General features: G+C 63.4%; 9 protein-coding genes. All 9 read left to right on the top strand.

Annotated elements, in window-relative coordinates; genetic code table 11:
- Nucleotides 1-59: 59 nt before the first annotated feature.
- The 9 genes from Q4B98_RS06200 to Q4B98_RS06160 all read left to right on the top strand — a co-directional run bounded on the left by Q4B98_RS06200 (nt 60) and on the right by Q4B98_RS06160 (nt 14,822).
- Nucleotides 60-1,328: an ABC transporter substrate-binding protein gene (locus Q4B98_RS06200; protein WP_303196255.1), complete on the top strand. Its 1,269-nt coding sequence runs from the start codon at nt 60-62 to the stop codon at nt 1,326-1,328.
- Nucleotides 1,325-2,398 (top strand): iron ABC transporter permease, encoded by a 1,074-nt coding sequence (locus Q4B98_RS06195; protein WP_303196254.1) that lies wholly within the window; start codon nt 1,325-1,327, stop codon nt 2,396-2,398. Before Q4B98_RS06200 ends, Q4B98_RS06195 begins: the two co-directional genes overlap by 4 nt.
- The gene (locus Q4B98_RS06190) at nt 2,395-3,393 is read left to right on the top strand and encodes an ABC transporter ATP-binding protein (RefSeq protein ID WP_303196253.1); all 999 of its coding nucleotides are present in this window, start codon (nt 2,395-2,397) and stop codon (nt 3,391-3,393) included. Before Q4B98_RS06195 ends, Q4B98_RS06190 begins: the two co-directional genes overlap by 4 nt.
- Nucleotides 3,390-4,487, top strand: a complete 1,098-nt coding sequence (locus Q4B98_RS06185; protein WP_303196252.1) for a radical SAM protein — start codon at nt 3,390-3,392, stop codon at nt 4,485-4,487. Before Q4B98_RS06190 ends, Q4B98_RS06185 begins: the two co-directional genes overlap by 4 nt.
- Nucleotides 4,484-8,371 carry a cobaltochelatase subunit CobN gene (cobN, locus tag Q4B98_RS06180; RefSeq protein ID WP_303196251.1) on the top strand — a complete coding sequence of 1,296 codons (3,888 nt, stop codon included), beginning with the start codon at nt 4,484-4,486 and terminating at the stop codon, nt 8,369-8,371. The genes Q4B98_RS06185 and cobN overlap by 4 nt, the downstream gene beginning before the upstream one ends.
- Complete coding sequence (locus Q4B98_RS06175; protein ID WP_303196250.1) at nt 8,371-10,305, top strand: magnesium chelatase subunit D family protein; 1,935 nt, start codon at nt 8,371-8,373, stop codon at nt 10,303-10,305. Before cobN ends, Q4B98_RS06175 begins: the two co-directional genes overlap by 1 nt.
- A 13-nt stretch (nt 10,306-10,318) precedes the next feature.
- Nucleotides 10,319-11,311: an ATP-binding protein gene (locus Q4B98_RS06170; RefSeq protein ID WP_303196249.1), complete on the top strand. Its 993-nt coding sequence runs from the start codon at nt 10,319-10,321 to the stop codon at nt 11,309-11,311.
- Between the two features lie 134 nt (nt 11,312-11,445).
- The gene (locus tag Q4B98_RS06165; RefSeq protein ID WP_303196382.1) at nt 11,446-13,080 is read left to right on the top strand and encodes an ABC transporter ATP-binding protein; all 1,635 of its coding nucleotides are present in this window, start codon (nt 11,446-11,448) and stop codon (nt 13,078-13,080) included.
- On the top strand, nt 13,077-14,822 hold the full coding sequence (locus Q4B98_RS06160) for an ABC transporter ATP-binding protein (protein ID WP_303196248.1): 1,746 nt from the start codon (nt 13,077-13,079) through the stop codon (nt 14,820-14,822). Before Q4B98_RS06165 ends, Q4B98_RS06160 begins: the two co-directional genes overlap by 4 nt.
- Nucleotides 14,823-14,904 lie beyond the last annotated feature (82 nt).

The raw sequence follows: 14,904 nt of genomic DNA, 5'->3' as shown, positions 1-14,904 counted from the left end.
CCAGACACACGTCGTGCCTGTCATAGCGAGTCCTGCGGCACAACCGCAGGGAGAACCGCGTGAATAAGACCACGTCGAGGAAGGTCTCGGCCCTCATCACCCTCCTCATTGCTCCTAGCCTCGCGCTGGCAGGATGCTCAAATTCTGGCGACAAACCCACATCTGGCGACAAACCGACGGCATCCTCCTCTGCTACCGCCGGCGGATGCATCAAGTCGGGGTCCTTTGACAAAAACAAGGATTACTTCCCCGACAAGGCGGAGTTCAGCGACGCCAAGGGTCTGACCGTCAGTTACCACAAGTCTTACAAAGTGGTGACGATCAAGAACCCGTCGAACACCTCGACCAAGGCGATCAAGTACGTCCTAGTGCAGTGCGGTGCCCCACAACCGAAGCTGGACGGAGACCTCGCCGGGGCACAGAAGATCACCATCCCCGCGACCAGGATTGCCCTCGGATCAACGACCGAGCCGATGAAGTACCAGATGATGAACAAGTTGGACGCCGTGGTCGGAATGGCCAGCGTCGACAGTGTCGGTGACCCGAAGACCCGCGAGGCCCTCAAGGAACGCAAGGTCGCTGATTTTGGTGTCGGTGACGGCACCACCGAGGTCAACACCGAAAAACTGATCGCCCTACGCCCCGACCTGTTCATCATCAGCGGCCATTACGACCCCAGCAAGTTCGCCAAGGTCCAGGAAATGGGCATACCCGTCGTCGCGGAACCCAGCTTCCTCGAGAACACCCCGCTGGGACGAGCTGAGTGGCTCAAGTACGACGCACTGTTCGTCAATGCCGAGAAGGTGGCCAACGAAAAGTACGCAGACATCGCCAAGAAGTACCACGAGACGACACAGCTCACCGCCAAGGTGAAGACACGACCCAGTGTGCTTTACGGCTACCAGTTCAAGGGGGTCTGGTACATCAAGTCCAACGAGAACTACTCCATCCAGTTCTTGCGTGACGCTGGCGGCGACTACGTCTTCAACGACGTCCACGGGGTCAGCTCGTCGAAACTGGACACCGAAAAGGTCCTCAAGCGGGCTCACGACGCGGACTTCTGGATTGACGGTCAGATCAATGAGTCGGAGAAGGCGTCCATACCGGCCATCCTTAAAGACGATCCACGTATGAAGAATCTCAAGGCCGTCGGCACCGGCAACGTCTGGAACGGCGTCTTGCGCGACGACCCCAAGCACGGAAACGACTACTGGCAGACCGGTGTCGTCCGCCCTGACCTGGTGTTGGCAGACCTGTCTGCCATCCTGCACCCTGAACTCAACCCGAACCACGAATTCACCTTCTACAAGAAGGCCCCAGCCAAGTGACCACACGACAACGGACGGTGCAACGGCGGCGCGGGCTGCCGCTGCCCGTCCGCTTCGCGTTCCTCATCGTGGTCCTCATCCTGGTGGCGATCGCCGGACTAGCCTTGGGATCGGTCAATATCCCTATCGGTGACGTCATGGCGACCATCACCGGGAACACCACCGTCGACCCAGTGTCCGAGACGATCATCCAGGACGTCCGTGCCCCACGCACCATCACCGCCCTGCTCGTTGGCGCAGCCCTAGGAATCGCTGGCCTGGAAATGCAGACCTTGTTCCGCAACCCGCTGGCCGACCCCTACGTGCTCGGTATCTCCTCAGGTTCCAGCCTCGGCGTCGCCCTCGTCGTGCTCGGCACAGCGTCGTCGACAGGGGCCGCGACCTTCGCATCCGGACTGGGTATCGGACCTGACCTGTTGGTGATGGTGGCAGCCGCGCTGGGAGCGGCCGTGGTGTTGTTCATCGTGATGCTGGCGGGACGATTCATCCACTCGTCGACGATTCTGCTGCTGCTCGGCGTCATGATCGGATACTTCGTGTCCTCAGGGGTCACCGTTTTGTTGTCACGAGCCAGTCCGGAACTCGTAGCCCAATACACCAGCTGGCAGTTCGGCAGCTACCACGGCGTGACATGGGAAAACCTCAAGGTGATGGTTCCGATCATGGTCGTCATGATCCTGGCCAGCATGTTGCTCGCCAAACCCCTCAACGCCCTGCTACTGGGGGAACGGTACGCCCAAACGATGGGGATGAACCTCAAGGCTGTGCGCTCCCTACTGGTGGCCAGCACCGCCATCCTCGCCGGGGCCGCCACTGCCTTCTGCGGACCGATCAGCTTCCTCGGCATCGCGATCCCCCACCTCACTCGCGGAGTACTGGGGACGGCAGATCACCGATATCTGCTGCCCGGATGCATTCTCACAGGTGGCTCCTTGGCTTTGATGGCCGACATTCTGGCCCAGTTACCAGGAGACGACGTGCTGCCCGTCAATGCCGTCAATGCGGTGTTTGGGGCTCCGGTCGTGATGGTCATCCTCATCCGCTGGTATCGAGACGCGGAGGCAACATGATCGGTTTAGCCCTCAACAACCTGTCCGTCGGGTATATCTCAGGCCGCCACGTCACCACGATCTTGTCGGGGGTGACGGGAACAGTGAAAGCCGGGCAGATGGTCGGACTGGTCGGACCGAACGGGGCCGGCAAGTCGACCCTGCTGCGGTCGGTGGCCGGGTTGCAGCCCGCTTTGGAGGGCGAAGTGTCCCTCAACGGCACCCCAACCTCGACCATGTCGCGTCGCCAGATCGCCCAGACCCTCTCGACGGTATTAACCGACCGAGTCTCGGTGGCCCGCCTCACCTCCAGGGATGTCGTCTCGTTGGGACGTCATCCGCATTCTGGAATCGGAGGACGATTGCGGCCCCACGACCAGGCCGTCATCGACGAGTCTTTGACGGCGGTGGGAGCTGCAGAGTTGGCCGACTCCTTCGTCGGAGAGTTATCAGACGGACAACGCCAGCGCGTCATGGTGGCTCGGGCACTCGCCCAAGAGCCGTCCATTCTGCTGCTCGACGAACCGACGTCTTTCCTCGATCCACCGGGCCGTATTGCCCTACTCGGGCTGCTGCGCGAGGTGTGTACCACACGGAAGATTGCCGTCGTGGTGTGCAGTCACGACATCGAAGCGGTCATGCGTTACACCGACACTCTGTGGGTGGCCGGGCGTGGCACGGACGTGAAAATCGGCGCCCCCGAGGACCTGGCCCGCAGCGGTGCCCTAGAAGAAGCCTTTCGCACCGACGGAATCACCTTTGATCTGCGCACCCTCACCTTCTGGCAATGCGACAACGGACGGCCCACCGCGCGAATCCTGGGATCGGGGACGGACGCTGACCTGGCCCGTCACACCCTGACGCGGTCTGGATATCGAGTAGTCGAGGACGATGAGGATGCCGGTGTGACCGTCAGCGTTACCGACGACGGCTGGTCGGTGAACAACCGGGTCATACCAACCCTGTCCGAGCTGCACGATCATCTCGTCGGCCAGCAGGAGGCGAGCCAGCCATGACCGTCCGTTACCTCATACTGTGGCCCACTGCTGCCTGCGACCTGTCCTGTCCCTACTGCTACCGACGTGATCGGAGGGGAGGTCGGATGTCGTCTGACATCGCCGACGCTGCCATAGATCTTCTCGCCGAGGGAGTCCGCACCACCGGCCAACCGGCCCATGTGCAATTGGCAGGCGGGGAGCCGACCCTGGTGCCCTCCCTCATCGAGCACGTCGCCGACCGGGTTGCAGGCATCCGGGGCGGTCGAGTCACCTGCGGTATCCAGACCAATGCCGCGCGTCTCGACGACGACATGGCCACCATGTTCAAACGGCGTGGTGTCCGGGTCGGGGTAAGTGTTGACGGCCCACCGTCGGTACAGCAGAAGGCTCGCGGCTCAGCGGCCCAAACCTTTCGGGGTCTGCTGGCCCTAGTCCGGGCTGGTGTCCCGGTGCGAGTGACAACTGTGCTCTCGGCCTTCAACGTCGAGCACCTCGGCGACCTAGCCCTCACCCTGGGCGGACTCCCCAACGTCACCGGGTTCGGCATTGACCCGCTGGTGAGCCTCGGCAGTGCAGCCGGTCGGGCAGACCTCGTCCCCACCGATGACGCTGTCGTCACCGGAATCCGCGCCCTCTATCGACGCCTCGCTCAGGTCAATGCCATACGCGCGAAACCCCTTGTCTGGCGTGAGTTGGAAACCGTCCGGGCGGCGCTGCGTCGCTCCTGCGCCAGCGTCACCACGGTCGACCCTTCCGGTCGCACTCTGCTGCCGCTGTCGGTACCCAATCGCCCCTACTGCCACGCTGCAGTTGGCGAATCCATGGCCGTCGCCCCGGACGGCAGCGTCTACCCTTGCTCTCAATCCGTGGGAGATCCAGCATCCCGGGCCGGAACCGTCCACCATGTCGACTGGCACCGCCTCAAGGAGCGCTTTTCCCAGGATGTCCACACCCTGAAAGGGCCGTGTCGTCACTGTACCCTAGCCGGACGCTGCCCCGGCGACTGCCCCTCCCGCGTCGAAGCCAACAACCTTGCTGATCCGGAGCGCAGCCGGACCCCACTCACCTGCCTCATCAACGACACCCTCGCCCGTCTGGAAACCGCCTCATGACTACTTTGTGTTTCTTCTCAGCCACCGGAGGGGAACTCACCCTCGTCAGCCAGGCCCTCTCCCGGATGAAAGCCGACGGCCTCGACGTCACCCTCTTCGGCCGCACCAAGGAGCAGCTCGCCGACCCGCAGATGACAAGCGCCTTTGCCCGTGCGGCGGCTCGCAGCGATGTGGTTGTGCTGAGCTTCCACGGTGGGACGGGGTCCTGCCCGGCATGGCCTGACCTCGTTGGAGCTTGGCAGGACCGCCGCAAGTCCGGACTGTCTGAGCCATGGATCCACATCCAACCCACCTCCGGTGATGACGACGGCCTACTCGCAGCTCAGGAATGGGTAAGCGGCCTGACCGACGGCACCTGGAAAGGGGTTTTCAGCCTGCTGGGAATGGGAGGCTCAGACAACGTCGAAGCTGCACTACGGGTCCTCGTCGACCGGGCGACAGGCGGAAACGCGCCCGTCCCTGAGGCCGTCCCTGCCCCCACTGAGGGGATCTGGCACCCGCGTCACGGTCTATTCACCAGCCTCGCTGAGTATCAGCATTACCTCAATCCTGATCGTCCCACCGTCGGAATCACTTTCCCCCGCAGCTACTGGCTGGAGCACAACACCGAGCACATCGAAGCTCTCGTCGAGGCCGTCGAGAGTCTTGACGCTAACACTGTCCCTTTCTTCTGCCTGCGCCTGCCCGACTCCCGGCGCGGCAACATGAGCATGGCCCAAACCCTCCAGACCCTGCTCTATGACGAGGAGGGCACCCGGGTCATCGACACCCTCATCGACGTCCACGGGATGTCCATGACAGCTGGTGTCCCGGCCAATGCCGACGCCTACCCGAACCTCGGCGTCAGCGTATTGCACGCCCTTACCTCCTACGAGCCTCGACAGATGTGGGAGGCCCGGGGGATGGGATCGATGGACATCGCGACCCAAGCCGCCCAACCGGAGTTCGATGGCGCCCTCATCACCAAGTTTCTCGCCACCCGGGAGGCCGACGAGGTCGATGAACTCACCGGGGCAGTCGTCCCCCGCATGATCCCGGTACCGGGCCGTCCACAAGCGATGGCTGAGCTGGCACTGTCCTGGGCACATCTAGCCCGCACCCCGGCCAGCCAGCGCAAAATCGCCATCGTCTTCCACCACCATCCGCCCCGCAATGACCGTATCGGCTGTGCGAGTGGCCTGGACACCTTCGAATCCGTGCGCCAACTGCTCATCCGGATGGCCGAAGAAGGGTATTACGTCCCAGAGCAATTCGAGCGAGCAGACGACATCGCCCAAGTCCTGCTGTCCTGCCTGACCTGCGATCAACGCTGGCTGACCCCCGAACAAATGCATGACCGAGCCGAAGCCCATGCCGGCCTAGAAATATCCCGCCCCTGGTATCGGGCGCTGCCGGAGTCCGTACGGGAATGCATGGACCGCAACTGGGGACCGCACCCGGGAACCCTCTTCGTCCATGACAACGAGTTCTCTTTCGCCGGTCACCTTGACGGCAACATCTTGCTGACGATCCAGCCGCCGCGCGGGAATTTCGAAGCCGTCACGGATTCCGCCATCCACGACCCGTTATTGCCTCCCCCACACCACTACCTGGCCCACTACCGCTGGATTCGTGACGTCTTCAAGGCCGACGCCGTCATCCACGTCGGAACCCACGGCAGCCTGGAATGGCTTCCCGGTAAGGGTTTGGGCTTATCCGACGAGTGCTACCCGGAACTCGCCCTCGACCGGATGGTCAACATCTACCCGTACATCATCAACAACCCTGGTGAGGGCACCCAAGCCAAGAGACGCAGTGCGGCCGCCCTCATCGACCACCTCACCCCGCCCATGCGTCAGGCCGGTCTGTACGACTCCACCGCTGAGATCGACCGAATTCTGCGAGAACACGCCGGCGCACAATCACAAAGCCCTCAGCGCGCCCGACTCGTCGCCGAACAAATATGGGACGCCGTCGTCGAAGCCGGTCTGAACACCGATCTTGGCTTAACAGCCGACGACATCGACACCGACCCTGTGGAACTGCTCAACAAGGTTCACCATCACCTGCTCGAGCTGCAAGACCGCGAGATCTCCGACGGTTTGCACGTGCTGGGACGCCTCGTCGCAAACCAGGATGACCCGGGCGAAGTGGTGGAGTACGTCGCCCAGTTGACCCGACAGCCCAATGGCCAGGTGCCGTCGCTACGAGAAGCGGTGTTGAATGCTTGGGGGACGAGTCTCGATGAGGTCAGCGCCAAGGCCGGTGAGCCTGTCGCCATTACCGGCGACCTGCCTCGGACCGGACGAGAAATCATGGCGGCGGCCCACCAGCAGTGTGTAGATCTGCTGGCCCCAGCAATCGCCGCTCAACGCGAGGGGTGCGTGGACGCCGACCGGGCCCACGACCTAGCTATCCAGCTGTGCCAAGAGCAGCTCGGTACCCAACGAGGTGACGTCGTCGAAACCCTCACCTGGGTCATCACCGATCTCATGCCCCGCCTGGACGCCACCCATGACGAGATCGACTCAATCATGACGGCTCTGGATGGCGGATTCGTCTCCCCCGGACCGTCGGGAGCGCCTACCCGAGGCAACGCCCACATCCTGCCGACCGGGCGGAATTTCTTCTCCCTGGACCCAGAAACCATGCCGACGCCGACCGGGTGGAGGGAAGGCGTCGAACTCGCAGACCAGTTGCTCTCCGGGTACGCCGAGGCCCACCCCGATCAGCCATGGCCCCGCACCGTCGGGGTCGTAGTGTGGGGAACGGCCAATATGCGCAGCGGCGGCGCCGACATCGCCGAGATCTTGTACCTCATGGGGGTACGTCCGGTCTGGGAATCGTCAGGCCTTGTCAGCGGGCTGAAGATCATCGACCCGACCGAACTGGGCCGCCCTCGCATCGACGTCTCCCCGCGTATCTCGGGTCTCTTCCGGGATGCCTTCCCCAACCTCGTCGAGATGGTCGACCGAGCCGTGCGAATGGTGGCCGCCCTACCCGAAGCTGACGGTGACAACATGCTGCGCGCCCACGTCGAGGCTGATACCGCCGACATGATCGCTCGTGGCGTCGACGTCGAGCAGGCTCGTCGGAAAGCGACCTTGCGTATTTTCGGTTGCCCGCCCGGCGGATACGGTGCCGGCGTGGAGGAACTCATTGAGACCAAGGCATGGCAGGACAAGGCCGACCTGGGTCGGGCCTACATCGCCGCCTCCTCCCATGCCTACGGTGAAGGGGTGTTCGGAGACGTCGAGACGCAGAGATTCACCGCTGCTCTGTCACGGATGGACGTCACCGTCAAGAATGAGGACACTCGCGAGTACGACATGCTCAGCTGCACCGATTTCTACAACTACTACGGCGGACTCATCGCTGCTGCGACGACAGTTCGGGGCGAGGCTCCGATGTCTTTCGTAGGCGACTCCTCAGACCCCTCGCGGATCGCCACCCGGACGACCACCGAAGAGGCCAGGCTCATCCTGCGCTCCCGGATCCTCAACCCGTCGTGGATCGAGGGACTCCAACGGCACGGATACAAGGGGGCCGGGGACTTGTCCAAGGTGCTTGACATCCTTATCGGCTGGGATGCCACCGCAGATGTCGTCGATGACGGCCTGTGGGAAAAAGTGGCACGTCGTTACGCCCTAGACCCCGCCATGCAGGAGTGGTTCCGGGAGGTCAACCCACACGCCTTGCACAACATCGTCGATAAGCTCCTTGACGCCGCCCAGCGTGAGGTCTGGCAGGCCGACCCGAGCACTGTCGAGGAGTTGCAGAACACCTACGCCGACATCGAGGGAACCATTGAGGAGGTCTCTGACGATCCGCAACCGTCCGTTGCCGCGTCGGCCCCCGCAGCTGTCGATGGTGGAATCGACCTCGCCGGGCTGGGGTTGGTTTGATGGCCTACCCGTTCACCGCCATCGTCGGGCAGGAGGAGACAAAACTGGCCTTGCTGTTGTGCGCGGTCAACCCGCGTATCGGCGGGGTTGTGCTCAGTGGGGAAAAGGGGACCGCGAAGTCCACGGTGGTCCGTGGACTGGCGAAACTGCTACCGGGCCAGGTGATGAGGACGTTAGCCCTGGGGACCACCGAGGATCGCCTTGTCGGTGGACTCGACCTTGAGGCCACGTTGGCGTCGGGACGACCGATACTTCAGCCGGGGTTGCTGAGCGAAGTCGACGGCGGAGTGCTCTACGTCGATGAGGTCAATCTCCTTGACGATCATCTCGTTGACCTTGTCATCGACGCTTGCGCGGGAACCGTTCGGGTCGAGCGCGAGGGGCTGACGGCGGCTATGACAAGCCAATTCGTCCTGGTTGGAACCATGAACCCGGAAGAGGGGGCACTGCGACCCCAGTTGCTGGACCGGTTCGGACTGTGCGTCGACGTGCATGGCGAGGTCAACCCGGAAACTCGCGCCGAGATCATCCGGCGGCGACTGTGCTATGACGCCGACCCCACCGCTTTTCTCTCCACGTGGCAGGAAGCCGAGAGTCGTCAAACAGCCACCATTGAGACGGCCCGCAAGGTAGTTGATGGGGTTCATCTCGACGAGATTGTCACCGAACTCATTACCTCATTGTGCCGACAAAACCACGTCGCCGGGCACCGCGCCGACATCGTCATGGCCGAGGCCACCCGAGCACACGCCGCTCTGGCGGGCCATGGGATCGCCACCGAAGATGACGTGCTGGCAGTCAGCGAGATGGTGCTACGGCATCGTCGCAGAGACGAAACCCCATCAGAACCTCCCCAACCAGAACACCACACGACCGACGACCAGCAACACCAGCAGCCGGACCATCCCAACCAGAACTCCAGTGACGATGTGGAAAACGGGTTGGAAGGGGAGGGATCTGCTTCCCCACCCAGCAGCCAGGACGATCAGCAACCCGATAACCACACGGACGGTGCTTCCGACGCCGACCAACATCACCAGCCAGACCAGCAGTCCCCTGCCGATCAGGTCGCTGCCGTCGGGGACCCCTTCGCCGTCCGACCGCTGGAACCCGACCAGGATCGTCTGGCCCGCCGTGCTTCCGGCCGACGTCTGCGCACCCTCAGCAAGGATCGACGTGGCCGTTACATTTCGGCACGCCCCACCACCGTCCCCGATGACCTCGCTCTAGACGCCACCCTGCGCGCCGCCGCAATCCACCAGAAATCACGGCGTGCTGACCCGCACCGTTCAGCGATGGCGGTTCACATTGAACCTGCGGACTGGCGGGCCAAGGTGCGCAGTGGCCGATCGGCTTCCTGTGTCATCTTTGTTGTCGACGCCTCCGGATCAATGGGGGCACGAGGCCGGATGACCGCATCCAAGGGGGCAGTCCTCTCCTTATTGCTTGACGCTTACGTCAAGCGTGACCGGGTCTGTCTGATCGGTTTCCGCCGCGAACGAGCCGAGGTGCTCGTCCCGGTGACTTCTTCGGTGGAGGTGGCCCAGCGTGGCCTGTCCGAGCTTCCCATCGGCGGCCGCACTCCCTTGGCGGCAGGTCTTGTCAAAGCCTGTGAGGTCGTCCGGCCGCTGTTGCTGAAGGATCCTGATCTCCGTCCACTCCTGGTGCTTGTGACCGACGGGCGGGGCAATGTCGCTCTGGATGGCAGCCCCAATGCCCGCGCCACCGACGAGGCGATTCGGGTAGCCGGCGAAATCGGTGCCGATCGACGCCTCAGCTGGGTCGTCATCGACACCGAAGATCCTCGCGGTATTCGGCTGTCCCGGGCCAGAGACATCGCGACGGCTCTGGGCGGACCATGCCTACGTATCGACGACCTGCGTGCCGACGATCTTGTCAATATTGTCTCCCAGCTCGACCCGACCCAACCCTGAAAGGACCGCTGACATGGCACATGGCCCTGTTTACCCCTTCTGCGCCATCGTCGGACAGGAGGAGATGAAGCTGGCGCTCATTCTCGCCACCATCAGCCCCGACCTGTCCGGGGTGCTCATTCGCGGCGAAAAGGGAACTGCCAAGTCCACTGCAGTACGCGGCCTGGCAGCTCTCCTTCCCGAACACCAGGAGATCCCTGGGGCCTACCACCTGTCCCCCGAGGAGTATTCGGCCCACGCCGCCGAACTTGGTTTGCCCGAACATATGCCCGCCCCCCGCACCGTCCAGGTGCCTGTCGTCGAGCTTCCGGTTGGTGCCACCGAGGATCGCGTCACGGGCACCCTTGACATGGAGACGGCCCTTCGCGAGGGGCGACGCCGTTTTGAACCTGGCCTGTTGGCCGCCGCCCACCGCGCGATCCTCTACGTCGACGAGGTCAACCTCCTCGACGACCACGTCGTCGACCTGTTGCTGGACTCAGCGGCCATGGGGGTCAACACTGTTGAGCGTGAGGGGGTCAGCGTCACCCATCCGGCACGATTCACCCTGGTAGGCACCATGAACCCGGAGGAAGGAGAACTGCGTCCTCAGCTGCTCGACCGGTTTGGATTGTGCGTGAGCGTCGAGGGGGAGGATAACCCCGAGCAACGTATCGAGGTCATCCGGCGGCGACTATCCTTCGAAGACGACCCACGTGGCTTCTCTCGCAGGTGGGAACACCAGAGCCACGACATCAGCGAACGAATCGTACGGTCCACCGCACTTGTTAAGGAGGTCCACATCGACGACGAGACTCTGATGACTGTCGCCCGCACTTGTATCAACGCCCATGTCGACGGGCACCGCGCCGACATCATGATGGTGAGAGCTGCACGCACCCTGGCGGCGTGGAACGGACGCACCACGATCACCGCTGACGACCTCACTCAGGCTGCCCGGCTCGTCTTGCCACACCGTATGAGGCGACGTCCCCTCGAATCGGTCGGCGCTCCGGGAGCAGCGTGATACGAACTCCCCACCGTCACTGGCAGCCGAAGCTGCGGTGGCTACCGCACGTCCCAAAACAGACTCCGCCACCCATCGACACCGCTCTCATTGACCTGCACGAGGTCCACGACGGTCGGGCCGTGGTGCGTCACATGGCTCGCGACGGGAAACGCTGGCTGCTACCCGGGTCAATCGCCTCGGCTTTCGTCAGCTTGGTCAACATCGGGGTGCCTGTTGCGTTAGGCCATGCCATTGATGATGGAGTCGTCGCCGCCAATGCGGCAGCCCTCGCTGGCTGGCTGGCCCTGGTAGCACTGGCCTATGTGGTTCGCGCAGTCGCCCAGACGGTGAGGATGCAGACCAACGTCGGTGCCGGGCTGGCCGAACATGATCTGCGCGTCCAAGCCCTGGACCGGATCACCGCCCCGCAGGGAATCGGCGGAAAGTCCCGTCTTCCAGGTGACCTTCTTGCAGTCGTCGTCACCGACGTCCGGGCAGTGTCACGAGCCTTCATCGCCTTGACCTCGATCCCGGGCAACATCGTCACCCTGCTCGGCGCCCTAATCTCAATGGCTCTCATCAACGGCTGGCTAGTGCTGGCAACGGTGTGCATAGTGCCACTGCTGATCCTGTTGTCGGTCAAGGGAGTCGCCCCGGTCAAGCGCAGCACCCACCGGGAGCGGCGAGCCGAAGCCGCAGTGGCTGGATCCGCCGCCGATCTCACCAGCGGATTGCGGGTCATTCAGGGGCTGTCGGCTGGACATCGGGCCACCGAAAGGTTTCGCGCGGCAAGTCGAGCGGGGCTGGCAGCCACATTGCGCAACCGCCGGGCCAAGGGTGTCTACACCGGCACTATCAACGCCTCTGTCGGGGTTTTCATCACCGTTCTTACCGTGTTGTCCGGGTGGCTCACTCTCAAAAACCTCATCAGTGTGGGACAACTTGTCACGGTGGTGGGTCTGGCGCAGACCCTCGGGCCTCCACTTCGTGCCCTCGGCGTGGACACCGCAACTATGCTGGCCAACGCGAATGCCTCCGGAGACAGGTTCTGCGAGCTGCTGAACAGTCCAGCCGCTTGGCCAGTCCATCCCGACGACGGGACCCGCACGACTCCCGGAGACGGCGCGGTATCGCTGCAGGTACCGGTCGAGAAACCCGAGTTCTGTCTCAACATCCCCGCCGGTATCCATCTAGGAATCGTCGCCCCGCAGCAGGTGTGCGACGCCCTGGCCGACGCCATCGACCACGGGCCGCAAACCCTCTTCAACGGGGTGTCGGCCAGCCATCTCAACCCATCTCAGCGCCGTCGTCTGGTGTTGGTGGCGCCCCGCTTCCCCGAGCTTTTTGACGACACCGCGCGGGCCAACATCGTGCTGGATCGCCAGGCGACGGTAACGAGATTCAACGCTGTCGTTGACGCCGCCGCTGTGGACACTGTCGCCACAGTGCTGCCACGAGGTCTCGAGACGGAGGTTGGGGAGGGCGGTCGTCACGTCTCCGGAGGCCAACGTCAGCGTCTGGCTCTCGCCCGAGCCTTGCTGCACTCCCCTGATGGCCTGGTGCTGATCGATCCCACCACCAGCGTCGACGCCGTCACAACCGCTACCATCGCGCAACGGCTGCAGGAATTGAGGCGGGGGCGCACCACCGTCATTGCCACCACGTCCCCTGCTCTGCTGGACTGCATGGACGAGGTAGTCATGCTCGACGACGACGGCCATGAGGTCGCCCGCGCCACCCATCGCGAACTGCTGGCCCGCCAGGACTACCAGGCAATGCTGTCATGAGTACCCCTCGTTGGCTTCCACTTGCCACTGCCGCCCAAGTTCGTCACGAGGTCCACCGGGCGGCAGGTGGGGTACGCGGTTACTTCGCCGGGGCGATCGTGGTCATCACGGCAGCCGCCTTGTTTGACCTGGCTGTGCCGATGGCGACCGGATGGATCATCGACGCGGCCCGCACTGATCGTCCATCCTCCTCACTGCTCACCCCGGCCCTCGTCATGGCGGCCGCAGTGATTGGGTCAGGGATCTGCAACGGTGCCGCCCAGGTCTTGACGCCATCCTTCTTCACGACCATTGTCACCCGGTTACGCGAGCCGATGATCGAATCCGGGTTGGGTCTGGACCAACAGCGGGTAGAGCGTGCAGGGACAGCCGATCTTGTCTCGCGTGCCTCTGACGACGTCACCGCCGTCCGCGACGCTGCCAATGGCGCACTGCCACGCCTCGTCAACACCATCATCCTGGTGCTCGTGTCAGTGGGAGCGCTGGCCAGCCTGCACCCGGCCTTCTTCTTTCCCGTAGCCCTCGCTGCGATTCTCTACGGCCTGGCCATCAGGGAATTTCTGCGAACTGCTCCGCCCGTTTATCGTGCCGAAAGAAGGGCCTCGACAACTCAGTCCCAGCACATCCTCTCAACGATCCACGGCCTTGACGTGGTACGGGCTTTTGGGCTGGAGAATTTACGCACGCGGACAGCGGCGGGCGGATCGTGGCAGGCGATCCGCTGGAATCTGCGCGGGCGATTCCTTGGAAACACCTTGATCGTCAGGCTGCTGGTCGGGGAGGCCGTCGCCACCATCGGCGTCGCCTGGACGGGGTATCTCCTCGTCACCGCTCACCGTCTCAGCGTCGGTGCGGCGGCGACGGCAGTCCTGGTGTTGCTGAGGCTGTTCTCCCCGGTGCGGTTCCTCCTGATGTTCCTCAACAACCTGCAAGCCGCCTGGGTCTGTCTGCAACGAGTAGTCGGCGTGATGTACGCCCGTCAGAAGGAACCGGTCGCCGTCGAGCACATTCACCATGGTCCGGTCTCGGTTCACGTGAAAGGACTGAGTTTCGGTTACCAGGACGGCCCGGACGTCCTCCACGGGGTAAGCCTGGACATTCCTGCCGGACACACCATGGTTCTGGTCGGTGAGTCCGGTGCTGGCAAGTCAACCCTGGCAGCACTGGTCGCGGGGCTGCTGGAACCTCGGTGTGGCCAGGTTGTCATGTCCCCCGAAAAGGCTCGAACGGTACTCATCAGCCAGGAAATCCACACCTTCTCCGGCAGTCTTCTCGACGACGTGGCCCTTGGATTGCCGACCACCGCCGACAATTGGCCCGCCGATCGGGTCCGTGACGCGGTGCTGGAAGCCTTGCGCCAGGTCGGTGCCGAGTGGGTGGAGAACCTGCCAGATGGGATCGACACCGTGGTGGGACGGCTGGGAATCAAGCTCTCACCTGCCCAGGCTCAGCACGTGGCGCTGGCTCGGGCCTTGCTGGCCGATCCCCCGGTCATCCTCCTGGACGAAGCAACGGCAGAGGCCGGAAGCTCGGGAGCGGCTTCCCTGGATCGCGCCGCTGCACAGGTGGTGAAGGGACGGACAGCTTTGGTGGTAGCCCACCGGCTGTCCCAGGTGGCGATGGCTGATGACGTCGCCGTCATGGCGGATGGTCGAATCGTCGAGGTCGGACGTCCCGATCAGCTGCGCCACGGGAACGGCCCCTTCGCCCGCTTGTGGCAGGTGTGGTCAAGTCAGCACTAAACCTAAACCGTCCCCTGGCAGTTGGGTGGCAGTTGCGCCAGTTTTGTACAGCTGCGCCAGGTATGTGCGGCGCAACTGCACA

It is taken from the genome of Cutibacterium sp. (genome assembly GCF_030525615.1).
Lineage (GTDB): Bacteria > Actinomycetota > Actinomycetes > Propionibacteriales > Propionibacteriaceae > Cutibacterium.
The sequence above is the reverse complement of the archived record's forward strand: the minus strand, read 5'-3'. Positions and strand labels throughout refer to the sequence as shown.

Bases quoted from the DNA above. Each gene is read 5' to 3' on its own strand.
- Q4B98_RS06190 (WP_303196253.1), top strand. From the start codon at position 2,395: ATGATCGGTTTAGCCCTCAACAACCTGTCCGTCGGGTATATCTCAGGC.
- Q4B98_RS06185 (WP_303196252.1), top strand. From the start codon at position 3,390: ATGACCGTCCGTTACCTCATACTGTGGCCCACTGCTGCCTGCGACCTG.
- cobN (WP_303196251.1), top strand. From the start codon at position 4,484: ATGACTACTTTGTGTTTCTTCTCAGCCACCGGAGGGGAACTCACCCTC.
- Q4B98_RS06175 (WP_303196250.1), top strand. From the start codon at position 8,371: ATGGCCTACCCGTTCACCGCCATCGTCGGGCAGGAGGAGACAAAACTG.
- Q4B98_RS06170 (WP_303196249.1), top strand. From the start codon at position 10,319: ATGGCACATGGCCCTGTTTACCCCTTCTGCGCCATCGTCGGACAGGAG.
- Q4B98_RS06165 (WP_303196382.1), top strand. From the start codon at position 11,446: ATGGCTCGCGACGGGAAACGCTGGCTGCTACCCGGGTCAATCGCCTCG.
- Q4B98_RS06160 (WP_303196248.1), top strand. From the start codon at position 13,077: ATGAGTACCCCTCGTTGGCTTCCACTTGCCACTGCCGCCCAAGTTCGT.